The sequence below is a fragment of the Brevibacterium sp. K72 genome (genome assembly GCF_050562175.1).
Taxonomy (GTDB): domain Bacteria; phylum Actinomycetota; class Actinomycetes; order Actinomycetales; family Brevibacteriaceae; genus Brevibacterium; species Brevibacterium casei.
Genome location: NZ_CP191582.1, coordinates 2,539,578 through 2,554,132 on the forward strand (window position 1 = coordinate 2,539,578; position 14,555 = coordinate 2,554,132).

At 69.5% G+C, this 14,555-nt stretch carries 14 protein-coding genes; 8 read left to right on the forward strand and 6 right to left on the reverse strand.

Annotated features, from left to right (window positions below; genetic code table 11):
• Positions 1–45: 45 nt before the first annotated feature.
• The 4 genes from ACQ1RG_RS11380 to ACQ1RG_RS11395 are packed head-to-tail and all read left to right on the forward strand — an operon-like array spanning position 46 to position 2,877.
• Positions 46–699: a signal peptidase I gene (locus ACQ1RG_RS11380; RefSeq protein WP_430600130.1), complete on the forward strand. Its 654-nt coding sequence runs from the start codon at positions 46–48 to the stop codon at positions 697–699.
• Positions 696–1,301, forward strand: a complete 606-nt coding sequence (locus ACQ1RG_RS11385; RefSeq protein WP_009375118.1) for an alternate-type signal peptide domain-containing protein — start codon at positions 696–698, stop codon at positions 1,299–1,301. The genes ACQ1RG_RS11380 and ACQ1RG_RS11385 overlap by 4 nt, the downstream gene beginning before the upstream one ends.
• On the forward strand, positions 1,298–1,993 hold the full coding sequence (locus ACQ1RG_RS11390) for a SipW-dependent-type signal peptide-containing protein (RefSeq protein ID WP_430600131.1): 696 nt from the start codon (positions 1,298–1,300) through the stop codon (positions 1,991–1,993). Before ACQ1RG_RS11385 ends, ACQ1RG_RS11390 begins: the two co-directional genes overlap by 4 nt.
• The gene (locus ACQ1RG_RS11395) at positions 1,990–2,877 is read left to right on the forward strand and encodes a hypothetical protein (protein WP_430600132.1); all 888 of its coding nucleotides are present in this window, start codon (positions 1,990–1,992) and stop codon (positions 2,875–2,877) included. Before ACQ1RG_RS11390 ends, ACQ1RG_RS11395 begins: the two co-directional genes overlap by 4 nt.
• 156 nt (positions 2,878–3,033) lie before the next feature.
• On the opposite strand, the gene ACQ1RG_RS11400 is transcribed toward ACQ1RG_RS11395, so the two are convergent.
• On the reverse strand, positions 3,034–3,906 hold the full coding sequence (locus ACQ1RG_RS11400; RefSeq protein ID WP_430600133.1) for a response regulator transcription factor: 873 nt from the start codon (positions 3,904–3,906) through the stop codon (positions 3,034–3,036).
• Positions 3,907–5,811, reverse strand: a complete 1,905-nt coding sequence (locus ACQ1RG_RS11405) for a hypothetical protein (RefSeq protein ID WP_430600134.1) — start codon at positions 5,809–5,811, stop codon at positions 3,907–3,909. It lies immediately after the preceding gene.
• A 201-nt stretch (positions 5,812–6,012) separates the two neighbouring features.
• Between ACQ1RG_RS11405 and ACQ1RG_RS11410 the strand changes: the two genes are divergently transcribed.
• Positions 6,013–7,095, forward strand: a complete 1,083-nt coding sequence (locus tag ACQ1RG_RS11410) for a winged helix DNA-binding domain-containing protein (RefSeq protein WP_430600135.1) — start codon at positions 6,013–6,015, stop codon at positions 7,093–7,095.
• A gap of 50 nt (positions 7,096–7,145) precedes the next feature.
• The gene (locus tag ACQ1RG_RS11415; protein WP_009375129.1) at positions 7,146–8,069 is read left to right on the forward strand and encodes a diacylglycerol/lipid kinase family protein; all 924 of its coding nucleotides are present in this window, start codon (positions 7,146–7,148) and stop codon (positions 8,067–8,069) included.
• Positions 8,070–8,240: 171 nt separating this feature from the next.
• Here ACQ1RG_RS11415 and ACQ1RG_RS11420 read toward each other — a convergent pair whose 3' ends face one another.
• Genes ACQ1RG_RS11420 through pdxS form a run of 3 tightly spaced genes read right to left on the reverse strand, consistent with a single transcriptional unit; the run spans position 8,241 to position 11,315 of the window.
• Positions 8,241–9,869 (reverse strand): helicase HerA-like domain-containing protein, encoded by a 1,629-nt coding sequence (locus ACQ1RG_RS11420; RefSeq protein WP_009375131.1) that lies wholly within the window; start codon positions 9,867–9,869, stop codon positions 8,241–8,243.
• Positions 9,859–10,440, reverse strand: coding sequence for a pyridoxal 5'-phosphate synthase glutaminase subunit PdxT (pdxT, locus tag ACQ1RG_RS11425; protein ID WP_009375133.1), 582 nt, complete (start codon positions 10,438–10,440; stop codon positions 9,859–9,861). The genes ACQ1RG_RS11420 and pdxT overlap by 11 nt, the downstream gene beginning before the upstream one ends.
• Positions 10,434–11,315, reverse strand: coding sequence for a pyridoxal 5'-phosphate synthase lyase subunit PdxS (gene pdxS / locus ACQ1RG_RS11430; protein ID WP_009375135.1), 882 nt, complete (start codon positions 11,313–11,315; stop codon positions 10,434–10,436). Before pdxS ends, pdxT begins: the two co-directional genes overlap by 7 nt.
• A gap of 188 nt (positions 11,316–11,503) precedes the next feature.
• Here pdxS and ACQ1RG_RS11435 point away from each other — a divergent pair, with 188 nt between their 5' ends.
• Together ACQ1RG_RS11435 and ACQ1RG_RS11440 are read left to right on the forward strand one after the other, a co-directional pair.
• The gene (locus ACQ1RG_RS11435; protein ID WP_259864158.1) at positions 11,504–12,898 is read left to right on the forward strand and encodes a PLP-dependent aminotransferase family protein; all 1,395 of its coding nucleotides are present in this window, start codon (positions 11,504–11,506) and stop codon (positions 12,896–12,898) included.
• A gap of 121 nt (positions 12,899–13,019) precedes the next feature.
• Entirely contained in the window at positions 13,020–13,397 is a 378-nt protein-coding gene (locus ACQ1RG_RS11440; RefSeq protein WP_009375140.1) for a hypothetical protein, read from the forward strand.
• Positions 13,398–13,906: 509 nt separating this feature from the next.
• Here ACQ1RG_RS11440 and ACQ1RG_RS11445 read toward each other — a convergent pair.
• Positions 13,907–14,554, reverse strand: coding sequence for a 4'-phosphopantetheinyl transferase family protein (locus ACQ1RG_RS11445; RefSeq protein WP_430600136.1), 648 nt, complete (start codon positions 14,552–14,554; stop codon positions 13,907–13,909).
• Position 14,555: the final 1 nt, after the last annotated feature.

The window sequence follows — 14,555 nt, forward strand, 5'->3', positions numbered from 1 at the left end:
CAGACTGAACACCGCCGAGGCGGCTGAGACACGAGGTTGATGAGAATGGCGCGGCACTCCCGGACTTCAGGATTCGCACGCGGACTGCGGTCCGGGGTGTTCGCCATCCTCCTCCTCGGTCTCCTCGGCCTCGTCGTCGCCGTGGGCGTCGTGCCCAAGGTGATGAACGGTGCGGCCCTGACCGTGCTCACCGGGTCGATGGAGCCGACGTACGAACCCGGCGACATCGTCGTCTCGGTGCCGCAGGAGCAGTACCGCATCGGCGATCCGGTGACCTTCCAACCCCGGTCAGGCGACCCGATGCTCATCACCCACCGAATCGTCGCCGTCACCGACACCGACGAGGGCCGGACCTTCGTCACCCGCGGAGACGCCAACGGCAGCGACGACGCCCCCATCGTCGAAGCCCAGGTGATGGGCAAGGTCCTCTACTCGATCCCCAAACTCGGCTACGTCCAGCAGGCCGTCGGGGGCAACAAGGGACTGCTGGTGGCCGGCATCGGCGTTCTTCTCATCGCCTACGCCGCTTTTGCGTTCGTCTCCGCGGCCGTGGACCGGCGCCGGAAGACGACGGCTTCCCAGGCATGCGCGGCAGGCGATGATGCGGCGCCCGCGATGAGCAGCGCTGCCGTGGGATCCGCGGGCAGCAGCGCTGAGACACACAGTACCGAGGCATCCGAGACGGAGGCGAGATCATGACGACGAGGACCAGCTGGCGCCTGCCGCTCCTGGCCACCGCAGTCCTCATCGCGGGCACGGCCGCCGGCGGCGGCACCATGGCCATGTGGAAGACCGCAGGCAACACGGCGCCGGCAGCGATCATCGCCGGCGACCTCGACGTCACTGCGGGGGAGACCACGTGGACGGAGACGTCGAGCGATGTCGCGAACTCCGGCCGGACGATCGACCCGGAGACCTTTCTCGTCCGCCAAGGCGACACCGTGGAGATGACCCAGGACTTCACCACGCGCATCGAAGGCGACAACATGTCCGCCCGGATCGCCGTCGACTGGGCCGAACCCGCTGAGCTGCCCGAGGGTGTCACCGCGGACTACACAGTTCTCGACTCGACGGGCACCCGCCTCGGCGAGCCCACCCCCGTCGGCTCGGATCTCGTCCTCGACGAGAACCGTCTGGTGACCGGCAACGACGGACGCACCGATGACTTCTCCGTGGCCGTCACCCTCGACTTCGCCGATATGAGCGACCGCGTCGGGGCCGAGAGTCCCGTCCAGGTGGCCGACCTCGGCCGCTTCACCTTCACCCTCGACCAGGTGCGGGAGCCGGGAGTGCGCCCGTGAAGTCGAACATCTCACTCAAGAACACCCTCATCCTCAGTCTCGCGGCAGTGCTCGGCATCCTCCTCGGCATCGGCGGCGGCACACTCGCCCTGTGGAGCGACAACGCCTCCGGGACCGGTGAGATCTCCAGCGGCTACGAGTACTTCGCCGCGGGTCGAGTCGATGACACGCAGGCGGCAAAGGACAAGAAGGCCTCCGTCAGCCTCGGCGCCGCCGAAGCCGAGACGCTGCTCAAGGACGGCGAGGTCGCTGTTGCGCTGCAGACGGACTCGCTCAGCCAGGGCAACAAGGGCCTGCGGTACGAACTCACCCCACCGGATTGGTCCGGAGGCATCTTCGGTGCCTCCGATGTCAGCGTCTTCCGGGTGAGAGCACCGAGCGGGTGCACGGTCGCGAACACCCCGACCACAGCGCAGGACCTCCGGTCGACCCCGGTGAGCGCTGAGTACTCCGAGACCACCGATCCGACGATCGAGTACTGGTGCGTGAGCGCGAAGCTGAAGAACAACGGCGAGGTCGGCCAGTACGAGAACACTGCGACCGTCACCGCAGAGGATCCCGCCGGGACGAAGGTCGAGGCAAAGGACTCGTGGAACGCGAAGATTCGCCTCGGGCTCGACCCGAAGCAGGAGCCGAACCGGGACATCGTCTTCAAGTACGAGACCTTCCGTCCGGGAGGTGTCGGCCGGTGAGACTCGTCCGCACCCTTCTCGTCGCCCTCCTCGCCGTCCTGATCCCCGGGGCTCCGGCCCTCGCGGCAGACAGCAGCAGAGCCATCCAGATGTCCTGGGACGGCAGTGCCTACAGCGACACGACGACCGAGAGCTTCGTCGGGTTCCCCGTCACCGTCCCCGGTGACTCCACGTCGCGCACTCTCACGGTCCGCAACGATGGCCCTACCGGCGGCACTCTGCGGGTGAGCATCGTCAACGTCGACCTCCTCGAGACTCCGATCGCCGATGAGTTCTACGACGACCTCCGCATCACCTGGAACCGGGGCTCCTCCTCGATCAGGGAGCTCGATTCCGCCGGTACGACGCAGGTCATGGAGATCCCGCTGGCCAAGGGTGCGACGACTCCGGTGACCATCGGCTACGACTTCCCGGTCGAGGCGACATCGGGCAACAGGTCGAATGTGGGTCTCCGGCAGGGAAGCTTCGATGTGCTCCTCGAACTCGGCGGTGATGACGCCGAGGCGGACGACAGCCCCGACTCGAACGCCGGGTCGGACGCGGAGGATGATTCGAGCACGGACTCGAGCGCGACGGCTGATTCGGACGCGACTGCGGAGTCGGACGCGACGGCGGGCTCTGACTCGACAGCCGATGCTGCCTCCTCCGACGCGTCAGCGGATACCGACGGCGCCTCCGGTTCGAGCTCTGCCTCCGCAGGAGCGAGCGCTGACGTCGATGCCGCAGCGAACGAAGAGTCGTCGGCGAACGGCTCTGCCGTGGTCGGTGACGGCGGGGGTGACCTGCCGCGCACCGGTGGTGCGATGTGGTGGCTCGCCGTCGTCGGTGCGATCCTCGCCGGCGTCGGTGCGGCACTCGTGCGCACCGTCTGCCGCCGCGACTGAGGCACCCGCCGCGACTGCGGCACTCGTGCGCACCGTCCGCCGTCGCGACTGAGGCACTCGCCGCGACTGAGGCACCCGCCGCGACTCAGGCACCGGGCCGCGACCACGTCACCCGGTCCAGCCTCCCGCATACCGCCTGCCCCGCGCGGCGCCTGGTCAGTCCCCGACGGCGATGCCCGATTCGTGGAACACGGCGGCGACCTGGCTGCGTCTGCTCAGCTCGAGTTTCCGGAGCACGTTCGAGACGTGATAGCGGACCGTGGCAGGGGCGACGAAGAGCTCGGCGGCGATCTCCTGATTGCTCCGCCCCTGTGCGAGGAGACGACTGATCTCCCGCTCGCGCGCGGTGAGCGAGGAGAGGAGATCCCGCTCCGCCTGCGACACCGAGCCGAGGACGTCGCGGATGCTCGGCAGATAGGCCGCCGCGCCGATCCGCCGCACCGTCGCCAGGGATCGCTCGAGCATCGTCCGCGCCCGCGCCCGCTGGCCCTCGGCGATGAGGAACGTTCCGTAGTCACGGAGGGTGAGCGCGTGGGGGAGTGGGAAACGGTCGTCCCCGACCGCCTCGTCGAAGAGTCGGGCCACTTCCTCCGCGCCGATCCGATCGGGGGAGAGGCCCGCCCGCTCGACACCTGCCCGTGCCTCCTCGCTCCCGGCCCCGGCGGTGCCGAGGAACCCGGAGAGCAACCTGGCTTGCGCCCATTCGAGTGATCCCCAGTACGGCTGCCACCCCCGGCCCCGCTTGTCGATGAGGGTGCCGATGAGCTCGGCAGCCTCGCCGAGGCGTTCGAGGTCGATGAGCGCATGAGTCCGATAGTTGAGGAACCCCCGCTGGGTGCCGACGAGCGAGCGCACCCTGTGCGGGGCCGAGGCGTCGATGACGCCCTGCGGATCGCCGGCGGCCCGCGCCCGCTCGCACTCGGCGTTGACGATCATGTCAGCGGCGTACGGCTGCCAAGCCAGACTCGTCTGCCGGTCCGTCTGCGCGTCGAGGTCGATGAAGTCGGGCACCCCGCGGACCGCGTTCACCTACGCCTGCAGTCCGCTCAGCGGCAGCCTCGTCTCGACGTCGATCGTGCTTCCGCTCGACTCCGTGGCGAGTTCGACGAGCTCGGCCGCCTCATCGAGCGATCCGAGCAGCGAGGTCGTGTGCGCGTGGATGAGCCGGACCGTGCCCTCTCCCCATGTGCGTCCCACCTGCTCGAGGAGGTCGACGGCGGTCGCCGCCAGCGAACGGGACCGGTTGATCTCACCGATCATCATCGCCACGATCGCGAGCGGCGTGAGCGCATCCACCTTGTGCGGCGACGGCGGGAGGGCGAGGACCTGCGGCACAAGGTCATCGAGCATGCCGGAGACGGTGACGGCATCGGAGACGACGACGGACTGGAGCATCGTCAGGGTGTCCAGGAGCACGAGGACCGGTCCGGGGGCGACCATCCACGCGAGAGCGGGATCGCTCACCTCCTCCGGTGTCTCCGGTCCGCGGGCGATGATCGCCTTGGCCTCGGCGACGACAGCCGGCAGGTGGTCGTAGTCCTGACTGCGGATGACCTCGACGACGGAGAGGAAGCCGGCATAGGCCTGCAGGGTGCGCACATCGGCATCCGTGTGCTCGAGCGCGAGGAACTTCGCCAACCGCGCCCGGGGGAACTCCTGGTCCTTGCGGTAGGCCATGATCGTGAGCATGATGCACTCCCTCACCGGTGTCTCCGGCAGGGCTTCGAACTCGGGGGCGAGGTCGAAGAGCGAGTACACGGTCTTGTTCTCCATATTGAAGAGGCCGAGCCGGATGAGGAGCGCATCCCGGTCGCTGCCGGTCGCCAAGTCAAGGCTTCGCCGGAGCACATCGTTGATCGTCGCATAGCTGCGTCTGACCACGGCGTCGTCGATGAATTCCCGCACCGCCTCGGCGAGCTCCGGACTCCATTCGGCGGCCCCGCTGAGCGAATACCACATCCTCCGGAATCCCTGCGCGCTCGGTGCCAGGGCCCGGTAGATCGCCTGGGCCCGAGCGCGGGGGAGCATCTGCCGCACCGCGTGGGCGATGAGCGAATGCCGTGGGGACACCGTCGAACCGAACCCGGACTCCGTGAGCACGGAGGCGGCGACAGCGGGACCGATCTCGACGTCCTCGCCGAGGCGGTCGGCCACTTCGGCGACGGTCGTCGGTCTGGTCTCCGGACCCGCACAGCAGACGATCTCCACGGCCGCCCTCGCGGCGGGCGGCAGCGTGTGGAACGGTCCGAGAAGCGGGTTGCGCGCCGGTTCGACGCCGCGGATGGGGATGTCCCAGAGGAGGTGGAGCTTGTTGCGCTCCTGCGGGGTGATGCGGCGGAAGATGCTGTCGATGCCGAGGAACGACCCACCCGTCGAATTGCGCAGCGTCTCGGCGGTGAACGGGGAGATCGACGCCCCGAGCACGTCGACGGCCAGGGCCCGGATCTCCTCGACGCTGAGCGGTTCGAGGACCTTCGTGATCCCTCCAGGGGTCGATTCGGCGAGATCGGCGAAGAACGTCATCGCGGTCGAATCCATGTCGGGCAGTCGTCCGGCGACGACGATGAAGAGTCCCTGTCGCATCACGCGCGGCACGATGTAGCGGAGCGCCAGCCGGGATTCGATGTCGATCCACTGGGCGTCGTCGACGATGATCGTCCGCAGTCGGTCGTCGCCCTTGTCCATGAGCCCGAGCAGGATCTCCCGGGCGATCTCCATCGGCGGACGCGTCGGATCGATGATCGGGAAGGGAGCGGCGCAGGTGCTCAGGAGCCGTTCGATGAAGCTGTACGGGATCTCCTTCTCGAACTCGTCGGCGGTGGCGAAGCAGACCGTCGACGCTGTGATCATCCGCTCGCCGATCGCGCGCAGCAGCCAGGTCTTGCCGGTCCCCGCGTAGCCGGAGACCATGAAGAGCAGGCCGTGCTCGGTCACGGCCCGTGTGCAGGTGTCGTCGACCAGGCGGTCGCGTGCTCTGATGGGGCTCAAAGTCACTTCGGGATTCCTTTGTGGGTGGGGAGTGCTGCCCCTCCATGATCGGACATCGTTCACAACAGATGCTGTCAGTCATGTTGTGAGGCGCAACTCGTTATTCGACCGTAATAGATGGTGAGGTCCGCGCGTTACGCTGAGTCCATGGACTCAGCCCAGATCTCGGCGGCTCGCATGATCTCCTCAGGTCTCGTCGGGTCCGATGCCCCCACCCCCGCCGAGGCGGTCCGTCGGCTCGCGTGCGTGCAGGCCCAGGCGCTCGGCGGGGCGCTCGTCTCCGTGGCGCTGCGCACGCAGACCCGGGACCTCGCCGAGGTTCGCGCGGAGATCGAGTCCGGATCGATCGTGCGCACGTGGACCCAGCGCGGCACGGTCCACCTCACGACTGCCGAGGACGTCGGGTGGATCCTCCGCCTCACCGCGCCGCGGCGGTGGAAGGCCGAAGCCACCCGTCGGGCCCACTTCGGCGTCGACGAACTGCTGCTCGAGACCGCCGCCGCCCTCGTCGAAGCGGCCATCGCCGACCGCGGCCCGCTCAGCCGGGAGGACCTCGTCGCCAGCCTCTCCCCGCTGATGACAGGAATCTCCAAGGACGAGGAGTACGGACGACAGCGGCACCTCATCACCAACCTCTCGATGCAGGGTCTGCTCATCCAGTCCGGGTTCGTGCCCGGGCGCGACGAACTCGCCTTCGCCCTGCGCGATCCCTCCGCCGACGCCGGAATCGACACCGAAGCCGCCCTGCGCGAATGGATGCGCCGCTACGTTCTCGGCCACGGACCGGTCACCGTTGACGACGCAACCCGGTGGACGGGTCTGCCGAAGACCCCGATCCGCGCCGCCCTGGCCTCACTCGTCGACTCGGGCGACATCGCGGCCGTGACGATCGACGACGTCGAGCACGTCCAGGCCCCCGACCTCGAGGACCGCCTGTCCGTCTGGGAGGATGCCGCCCACGCGCTCACCCTGCTGCCGGGCTTCGACGAGCTCATCCTCGGCTACAAGGACCGCAGCTGCACCCTCGATCCCGGCCACGAGCGCGCCGTCGTCCCCGGCGGCAACGGGATGTTCAAGAACACCGTCGTCGAGGGCACGCGCGTGCGCGGCACGTGGAAGCGCTCACCGAAGCAGAGCGGCCCGCGCGTCCTCGTCGATCCCTTCCCGGGGGAGACGATCGACGCGGAGCGGGTCGACGCCGTCGCGAGCACCCATCCGGCGTTCGTCTGAGAGTTCGTCCAAGAGTTCGTCCGAGAGTTCGTTCAAGGAGGAGCAGGCACATGCGCATCGGGATCATCGTCAACCCGGTCCACGCCCGGACGCACCGCGCCTACCATCGCCTCGTCGGTCTGCTCACCGCACTCGACATCCGATACCGCACCACCTCGACGACCCCGGAGGCCCCCGGGTCACGGCAGGCGCAGGACCTCGTCGACTGGGGCGCCGAGGCGGTCGTCCTCCTCGGCGGGGACGGCACCCTCCGATCCGCCGCCCCTATCCTCGCGACCGCAGGGGTCCCCGTCCTCGTCGTCCCCACGGGCACAGCCAATGTCTTCTCCCGCGGGTTCGGCCTCCACACGGCACGGTCAGGTCTGGCGCTGTGCGAGGACTTCCTCCACGGAGCCGCCGCCCGGGCCGGCGTCCCCGTCTCGGTCGCCGAGTTCCTCGACGCCTCTGGTGCGGTCCGTCACGAGCACTTCCTCTCGCTGGCGGGCATCGGCGGCGATGCCCGCGCCGTCGCCGCCCACGACCGCGCGTGGGGGCTGCTCGGCTATGCGAGAGGCGCGCTGCTCGCGCTCTTCGCCCCGCAGCTGCCAGCGCGCATCGACGGCGAGGAACTCGAGGTCTGGTCGGTCATGGCCGCGAAGACGCGGCGTCCCGCAGGTCCCGTTCCGGTCTTCCCCGGCGCCGAGGCGGTGAGCGAAGACCTCGAATTCCTCGCCGTCGTCCTCGGGCCCGGTGCGGCGGCCCGTCGCCTCGGCGAGTGGGTCGGCATCGGTGCCGCCTGCCTGCGCGGGCACCCCGAACGGGACCCGGCGATGCGCTACTGGACGGCACGGCGGTCGACGATCACCGTCTCCGAGCCTGCGCCGATCCAGCTCGACGGCGACCACCTCGGCGAGGCGGTCGCCGTCGAGATCGACACCGGGGAGCTCATCCTCGACGTCATCGTCCCCGCCGAATCGAGGTCGCGCCGACGCTAACCGGTCTCCCGGGCGCCGCGACGGCTCAGCGGCGCCGGCGCGATAGACCGGCGGCGGGTTCAGCGGCGACGGCTCAGCGGCGTTGGCGACGCCGGCCCAGCGGAGGCCCAGCGTCGGCCCGGCGACAACTCAGCCGCGCCGCCTCAGCGGCGACAGCTCAGCCGCGATTGTTCAGCGGCGGCGGCGCGAGGTGCCGAAGATGCCGCGGGCGATCTCCCTGGCCGCAGTCCGGGTGAACTGCTTGAACGCGGAGGAGTTGACGACCTGCGAGAAGAGGTTCTCCTCCTCCTTCTTCTCGGGAGCCTTCGACTGCGACCGCGGTGCCGGATCCTCGGGGAACGGGACCTTGTCTGCCGAGCCTGCGGCCCCCGACTCGGCGCCTGCTGACCCCGACTCGGCGCCTGCTGTGCCCTGCCCGGCGGCCTTGTCCTCGGCCTCCTTCGCTGCGGCTCCGCCTTCGAGACGGGCGGTGAGGATCTCACGGGCGGACTCGTTGTCGATCGCAGTGCCGTACTTCTTCTGCTGCGGGGAGGCGGCCACGGCGGCACGGACCTCGTCCTCGCTCATCGGGCCGATCTTCGACTCCGGGGCGCGCATCCGGGTCGGGGCAACGGGAGTCGGGGCGCCGTCGGGATCCATGACGGTGACGACGGCCTCGCCGATGCCGAGCGAGGTGAGCAGCTCCTCGAGGTCGTAGCCGGACTTCGGGAAGGTCTGCACCGTGGCCTTGAGCGCCTTCTGGTCATTGGGTGTGTGCGCTCGCAGCTGGTGCTGGATGCGCGAGCCGAGCTGGGCGAGCACGTCCTCGGGGACGTCCTTCGGTGTCTGCGTGACGAAGAAGACGCCGACGCCCTTCGAGCGGATGAGCCGCACGGTCTGGGTCACCGACTCGAGGAACGCCTTCGACGCGTCGGCGAAGAGGAGGTGGGCCTCGTCGAAGAAGAAGACGAGGGAGGGCTTGTCCGCATCGCCGACCTCGGGCAGATCCTGGAAGAGGTCCGCGAGCAGCCACATGAGGAACGTCGAGAAGAGCGCGGGGGACTGGCTGAGCTTCTGCAGCTCGAGCACGGAGACGATGCCCGCGCCGTTCTCGTCGACGCGGAGCAGGTCGGCGGTGTCGAACTCGGGTTCGCCGAAGAAGACGTCGCCGCCCTGCGCGGAGAGTTCGGCGATCTTGCGGAGGATGACGCCGACGGTCGCCTTCGATGCCCCGCCGATGCCCTCGAGCTCCGCCTTGCCCTCGTCCGAGGTGAGGTAGGTGAGCACCGCCCGGAGGTCGGAGAGGTCGAGGAGCGCGAGACCGGCCTTGTCCGCGTAGTGGAAGACGAGGGAGAGGACCGATTCCTGGGTGTCGTTGAGTTCGAGGACCTTCGAGAGCAGGATGGGCCCGAACGAGGTCACGGTCGCCCGGATCGGAGTCCCGAGTCCGGAGTCGCCGAGGGTGTAGAACTCCGTCGGGTTCGCCTTCGGGTCCCACTCCTGACCGGCGGCCTCGAGGCGCTTGGTGAGCTTGTCCGAGGGCACCCCGGGCGCCCCGATGCCCGAGAGGTCGCCCTTGATGTCGGAGGCGAAGACGGGAACGCCCGCGCGGGAGAGCTGCTCGGCGAGGACCTGGAGGGTGACGGTCTTGCCGGTGCCGGTGGCCCCGGCGACGAGTCCGTGTCGGTTGAGCATCGAGAGTGGAATCGAGATGGGTACGTCCGGTGCCGGGGTCTCCCCGTCGAGCGCCACCCCCAGGTCGAGGGTGGCGCCGTCGAAGGTGTATCCGGTCTTGAGCGTGTCGATCGCCTCAGTCGTCATGGCCCAATCTTCGCACGAACTCCGCGTGGAGTCTCGTGTCCGGACCCAACTCCGGATGGAAGCTCGCACCCCAGACATCTCCCTGCCTAACGAGGACCGCGGTCCCGTCGTGACGGGCGAGCACCTCGGCGCTTCCGGTGTCGACGATCTGCGGGGCACGGATGAACGTGCCGTCGAAATCCGGGGTCATCCCGGTGATTGTCAGGGGAGCGACGAACGACTCCCGCTGGCGACCGTAGGCGTTGCGGGCGACCGTGATGTCGAGCCCGCCGAGGCGGTCGAAGCCTGCCAGCGAATCATCGGTGAGGCGGTCGGCGAGGAGGATGAGTCCGGCACAGGTGCCGAAGACCGGCAGGCCGTCCCGGATCCTCTCGCCGAGGCGGCCGAAGAGTCCCGTGGGAGCGGCGAGCCTGACCATGGCGCTCGACTCCCCGCCGGGCAGGACGATCCCGTCGAGCCCGTCGAGGTGCTCGGGGCGGGTGACCTTGCGGGTCCCGACCCCCAGGGCGCCGAGCACGCTCAGGTGCTCGCGGAACGCTCCCTGGAGGGCGAGGACGCCGACCGTCACCATCCGCGCTCGGCGAGGCGGTGCGGGGCGGGGACGTCGGCGACGTTGATGCCGACCATGGCGTCGCCGAGACCGCGGGAGGCGGCGGCGACGGCGGCGGGATCGTCAAAGTGGGTCGTCGCCTCGACGATGGCCTTGGCGCGGGCCTCGGGGTTGCCGGACTTGAAGATGCCGGAGCCGACGAAGACGCCGTCGGCGCCGAGCTGCATCATCATCGCGGCATCGGCCGGGGTGGCGATGCCGCCGGCGACGAAGGTGACGACGGGGAGGCGGCCGAGGCTGGCGACCTGCTTGACGAGCTGGTACGGGGCGGCGATCTCCTTCGCTGCGACGTAGAGCTCGTCCTCGCTCTTGGCGCCGAGTGCCCGGATCTCGGAGTTGATCGTGCGCAGGTGGCGCATCGCCTCGGAGACGTCGCCGGTGCCGGCCTCACCCTTCGAGCGGATCATCGATGCGCCCTCCTGGATGCGGCGCAGCGCCTCGCCGAGGTTGGTCGCCCCGCAGACGAAGGGGACGGTGAAGACGGACTTGTCGATGTGGTTGACGTAGTCGGCGGGGGAGAGGACCTCGGACTCGTCGATGTAGTCGACCCCGAGGCTCTCGAGGATCTGCGCCTCGACGAAGTGGCCGATGCGGGCCTTGGCCATGACGGGGATGGAGACGGCGTTGACGATCGAGTCGATGAGGTCGGGGTCGGACATCCGAGCGACACCGCCCTGGGCGCGGATGTCGGCGGGGACCCGCTCGAGGGCCATGACGGCGGAGGCACCGGCGGCCTCGGCGATGCGGGCCTGCTCCTCGTTGACGACGTCCATGATGACGCCGCCCTTGAGCATCTGGGCGAGTCCGGTGTTGAGCAGGGTCTGTGTCTCGGTCATTGCTGTGCCTTCGCTTCACTTCTGTCACCCGGATGCCCAGGGGGACGGGCACCCGTGGATGGGTGGGACAAGGGTTTGTCTGCACGTCGGTCGCCGACGTGTCCCCTCCAGGCTAGAGCTCAATGTGGCCCATCGAGAGAGCCAGAATCCATTGAGAACTTTGGGCCAGTAGTGGGTAGCATAGAGCCATGCCCGCACTTCCGCGCTCGACCCGTGAGTCCCTCGGCATCGCACTCGACCACGACTCGCCGCTGCCCGACCAGATCGTCACCGGGATCCGGGACCTCGTCGCGCGCGGGGAGCTGCGGCCGGGAGAGCCCGTGCCTGCGAGTCGGAAGCTCGCCGGCCACCTCGGCGTCTCCCGCGGGACGGTCGAGACCGCGTATGCCCAGCTCGCGGTCGAGGGCTACCTCCTCACGCGGGAACGGTCGGCGACGATCGTCGACCCCGACCTCCCGGCGGCGCTGCTGCGGCGGGCGCAGGCCCCCGCACCGCCCACGGTGCCCCGGCGACCGCCTCGGCGACTCATCGATCTGCGGCCCGGTCACGGCGGCGACGACCCCTTGCGCGATCCCGCGTTCCGCAGGGCCTGGCGGGATGCTCTCGACGTCGACCCGGGCACGACCGATCCGCTCGGACAGCCGGGTGCCCGCTGGGCGATCGCCGATCATCTCCGTCTGCTCCGGGGGATGAGCGTCGACCCGCACGACCTCATCGTCACCAGCGGCTCGCGCGACGGACTGCGGCTGCTCTTCGCCTCGGGTCTGACCGGCCCGATCGGGGTGGAGAACCCCGGCTTCCCCGGGCTGCGACTGGCGATGTCCGATCGCGAGCTCATCCCCTTCGACGTCTCCACCGGACTCGACATCGGGCGGCTCTCGGACCTCGAGGGCCGGGCCGCGGCGATCGTCGTCACCCCGAACCACCAGTTCCCACATGGCACGACGATGCCGGTGAGCACGCGCATCGCGCTGCTGACGTGGGCGGCAGAGGCGGGGATCGTCGTCATCGAGGACGACTACGACAGTGAGGCACGGTTCCAGCGCACCGCGGTGCCCACGCTCTTCGATCTGGCCGGGTCGATGGAGCTCGACGTCGACCTCGTCCACATCGGCACCTTCTCGACCCTGCTGACCACCGCTGTCTCGACCGGGTACGTCGTCGCCCGCGGCGGGCGGTTCGGGACGGCGATGGCCGAGGTGCGTACGTCGTGGGGACCGGCGATCGCACCCGTGCTCCAGTCCGCGGTGGCCGGCTACCTCGAGTCGGGTGGCCTGCGGCGGCGCATCGCCCGGGGGCGTCGTCGTCTGCGGGCCGCCGAGGCGGTCGTCGCCGAGGTCGGAACTCTGCCCGGACTCGTCCACGAAGGCAGGACGCTCGTCATCGAGACGAGCGCGCGGGAGGCGAGGAGGCTGCAGAGTGAGCTGCTCGAACGCGGTATCCGGGTGGCATCGCTCGCCGACGGCTGGAGCGGTGACAGCGCGGTCCGTCACGGCATCGTCCTCGCGCACTCGAACGTCGAGGCGAGCGTCCTGCGGCGGGTGCTCGGGGAGATCAGGGAGCTCGGCGACGGCGGTGCGTGACATGAGACCGGCGACGCTGCGCGGGTGGGCGGCGAGACCGGTCGGGTGGAGGCCGGGGCGAGTGATCGCGTGGACCTGCGGCGCTCTGAGGAGTCCGCCGCAGAGCCGATAGGATCGAAGCATGATCAAGCCCGTGTACGTCGTCGACGGAATCGTCAAGCTCCTCGCCGCGGTAGCCCTGCTCGTCTTCATGCCCGGGCTCCGGGACTTCTTCCTAGCCCCGACGTGGATTGTCATCACCGCGGCGGTCCTGCTCTTCCTCAGTTCGGCCACGGAGATCTCGTATGGCGTGAGCAAGGGTGCGAGAACCTACTTCTTGCACGTCATGCTCGCCGACTCGGCAGTCATCGTCGCTGTCGTCGTCGGAATCATCCTCGCCGCCGCGGAGAATCCAGCCGGCGGCTACATCCTCTTCGGCGTCCTCGCCCTCGTGTCGCTCGCGATCGCGATCGTCTTCACCACCGGCGCCAACGGCCCCGACTTCGCCGACGAGGCCTGAGCCCGCGCGCCTGTCTTACCCCAGACGCTCGGTCACTCAAGCCCGTCGCGCACCCGAGGCCGTCGCCCACCCCGCTCACTCAAGGCGCAGCGCAGATCGCAGGGGTTCCTCGGCCGGCGATCCGCGCTCCGCCTTGACCGAGCGGCAGTGGCGGCTGGGCGCGCGGCTATCCGCGCTCCGGCTTGACCGAGATTGCGCGGCTATCCGCGCTCCGGCTTGACCGAGATTGCGCGGCTATCCGCGCTCCGGCTTGACCGAGATTGCGCGGCACGGTGGTGGCCTGCGATGAGTGGCAGCCCTCGGAGATCGCTCGCGCACATCCCTCACTCAAGGCGCAGTGCAGATCGCGGGGGTTCCTCGGCCGGCGATCCGCGCTGCGCCTTGACCGAGCGGCGGTGGCGGCTGCCCGCGCGGCTATCCGCGCTGCGGCTTGACCGAGCGGCGGTGGCGGCTGCCCGCGCGGCTATCCGCGCTCCGGCTTGACCGAGGCGCGGTCGGCGCCCTGAGAATCAGCGGTTGAAGGCGATCGCGGCCCGGTAGCCGGCGGGAACGCCCTCGACGAGGTCGTGGATGTCGACGTCGGGGTGCGGTGACTGCGGCGTCTCACCCGAGCCGATGTAGTCCATGCCGGGATCCCGGGCGAGACCGGTGCTCAGCGCCTTGAGGAATGCCTCCTTGCGCGCCCACACGCGCACGAACGCCTCGGGCAGCTCAGCCTCGGCGAGCGATTCGAGCTCTTCGCGTTCCCGCGGATGGAGGAGAGCGAGCGCCTCGGCGGCGACGGCGAGTTCGGGCACGGCTTCGAGGTCGACGCCGACAGGGTCCTCGGAGACCGCGATGAGGACGAGCCGGTGCGCGCGCGTGACGGAGAACTCGCCGTCGTCGATCCGCGGTTTGCCCGCCGAGTCGAGGCGGATCTCGATCTCCGCGGGGTCCTGGTCGAGGACCGACCCGAGGACGTGGCGGAGGACGACGCGGCCGGCCGCCCAGGTCAGAGCCGCCTCGGCGTCGAACTCCTTGGCATAGTTCTGCTCCTGCTCGGTGAGCACTGAGGCGATCGCCTCCTCGGTGCGCGCCCATGCGGCGGCTCCGGCAGTGTCGGCGAGGACGAACGTAGCGGGAAGGTCGGTGGGAAGGACGGTGAAGTCGGGGTGCATC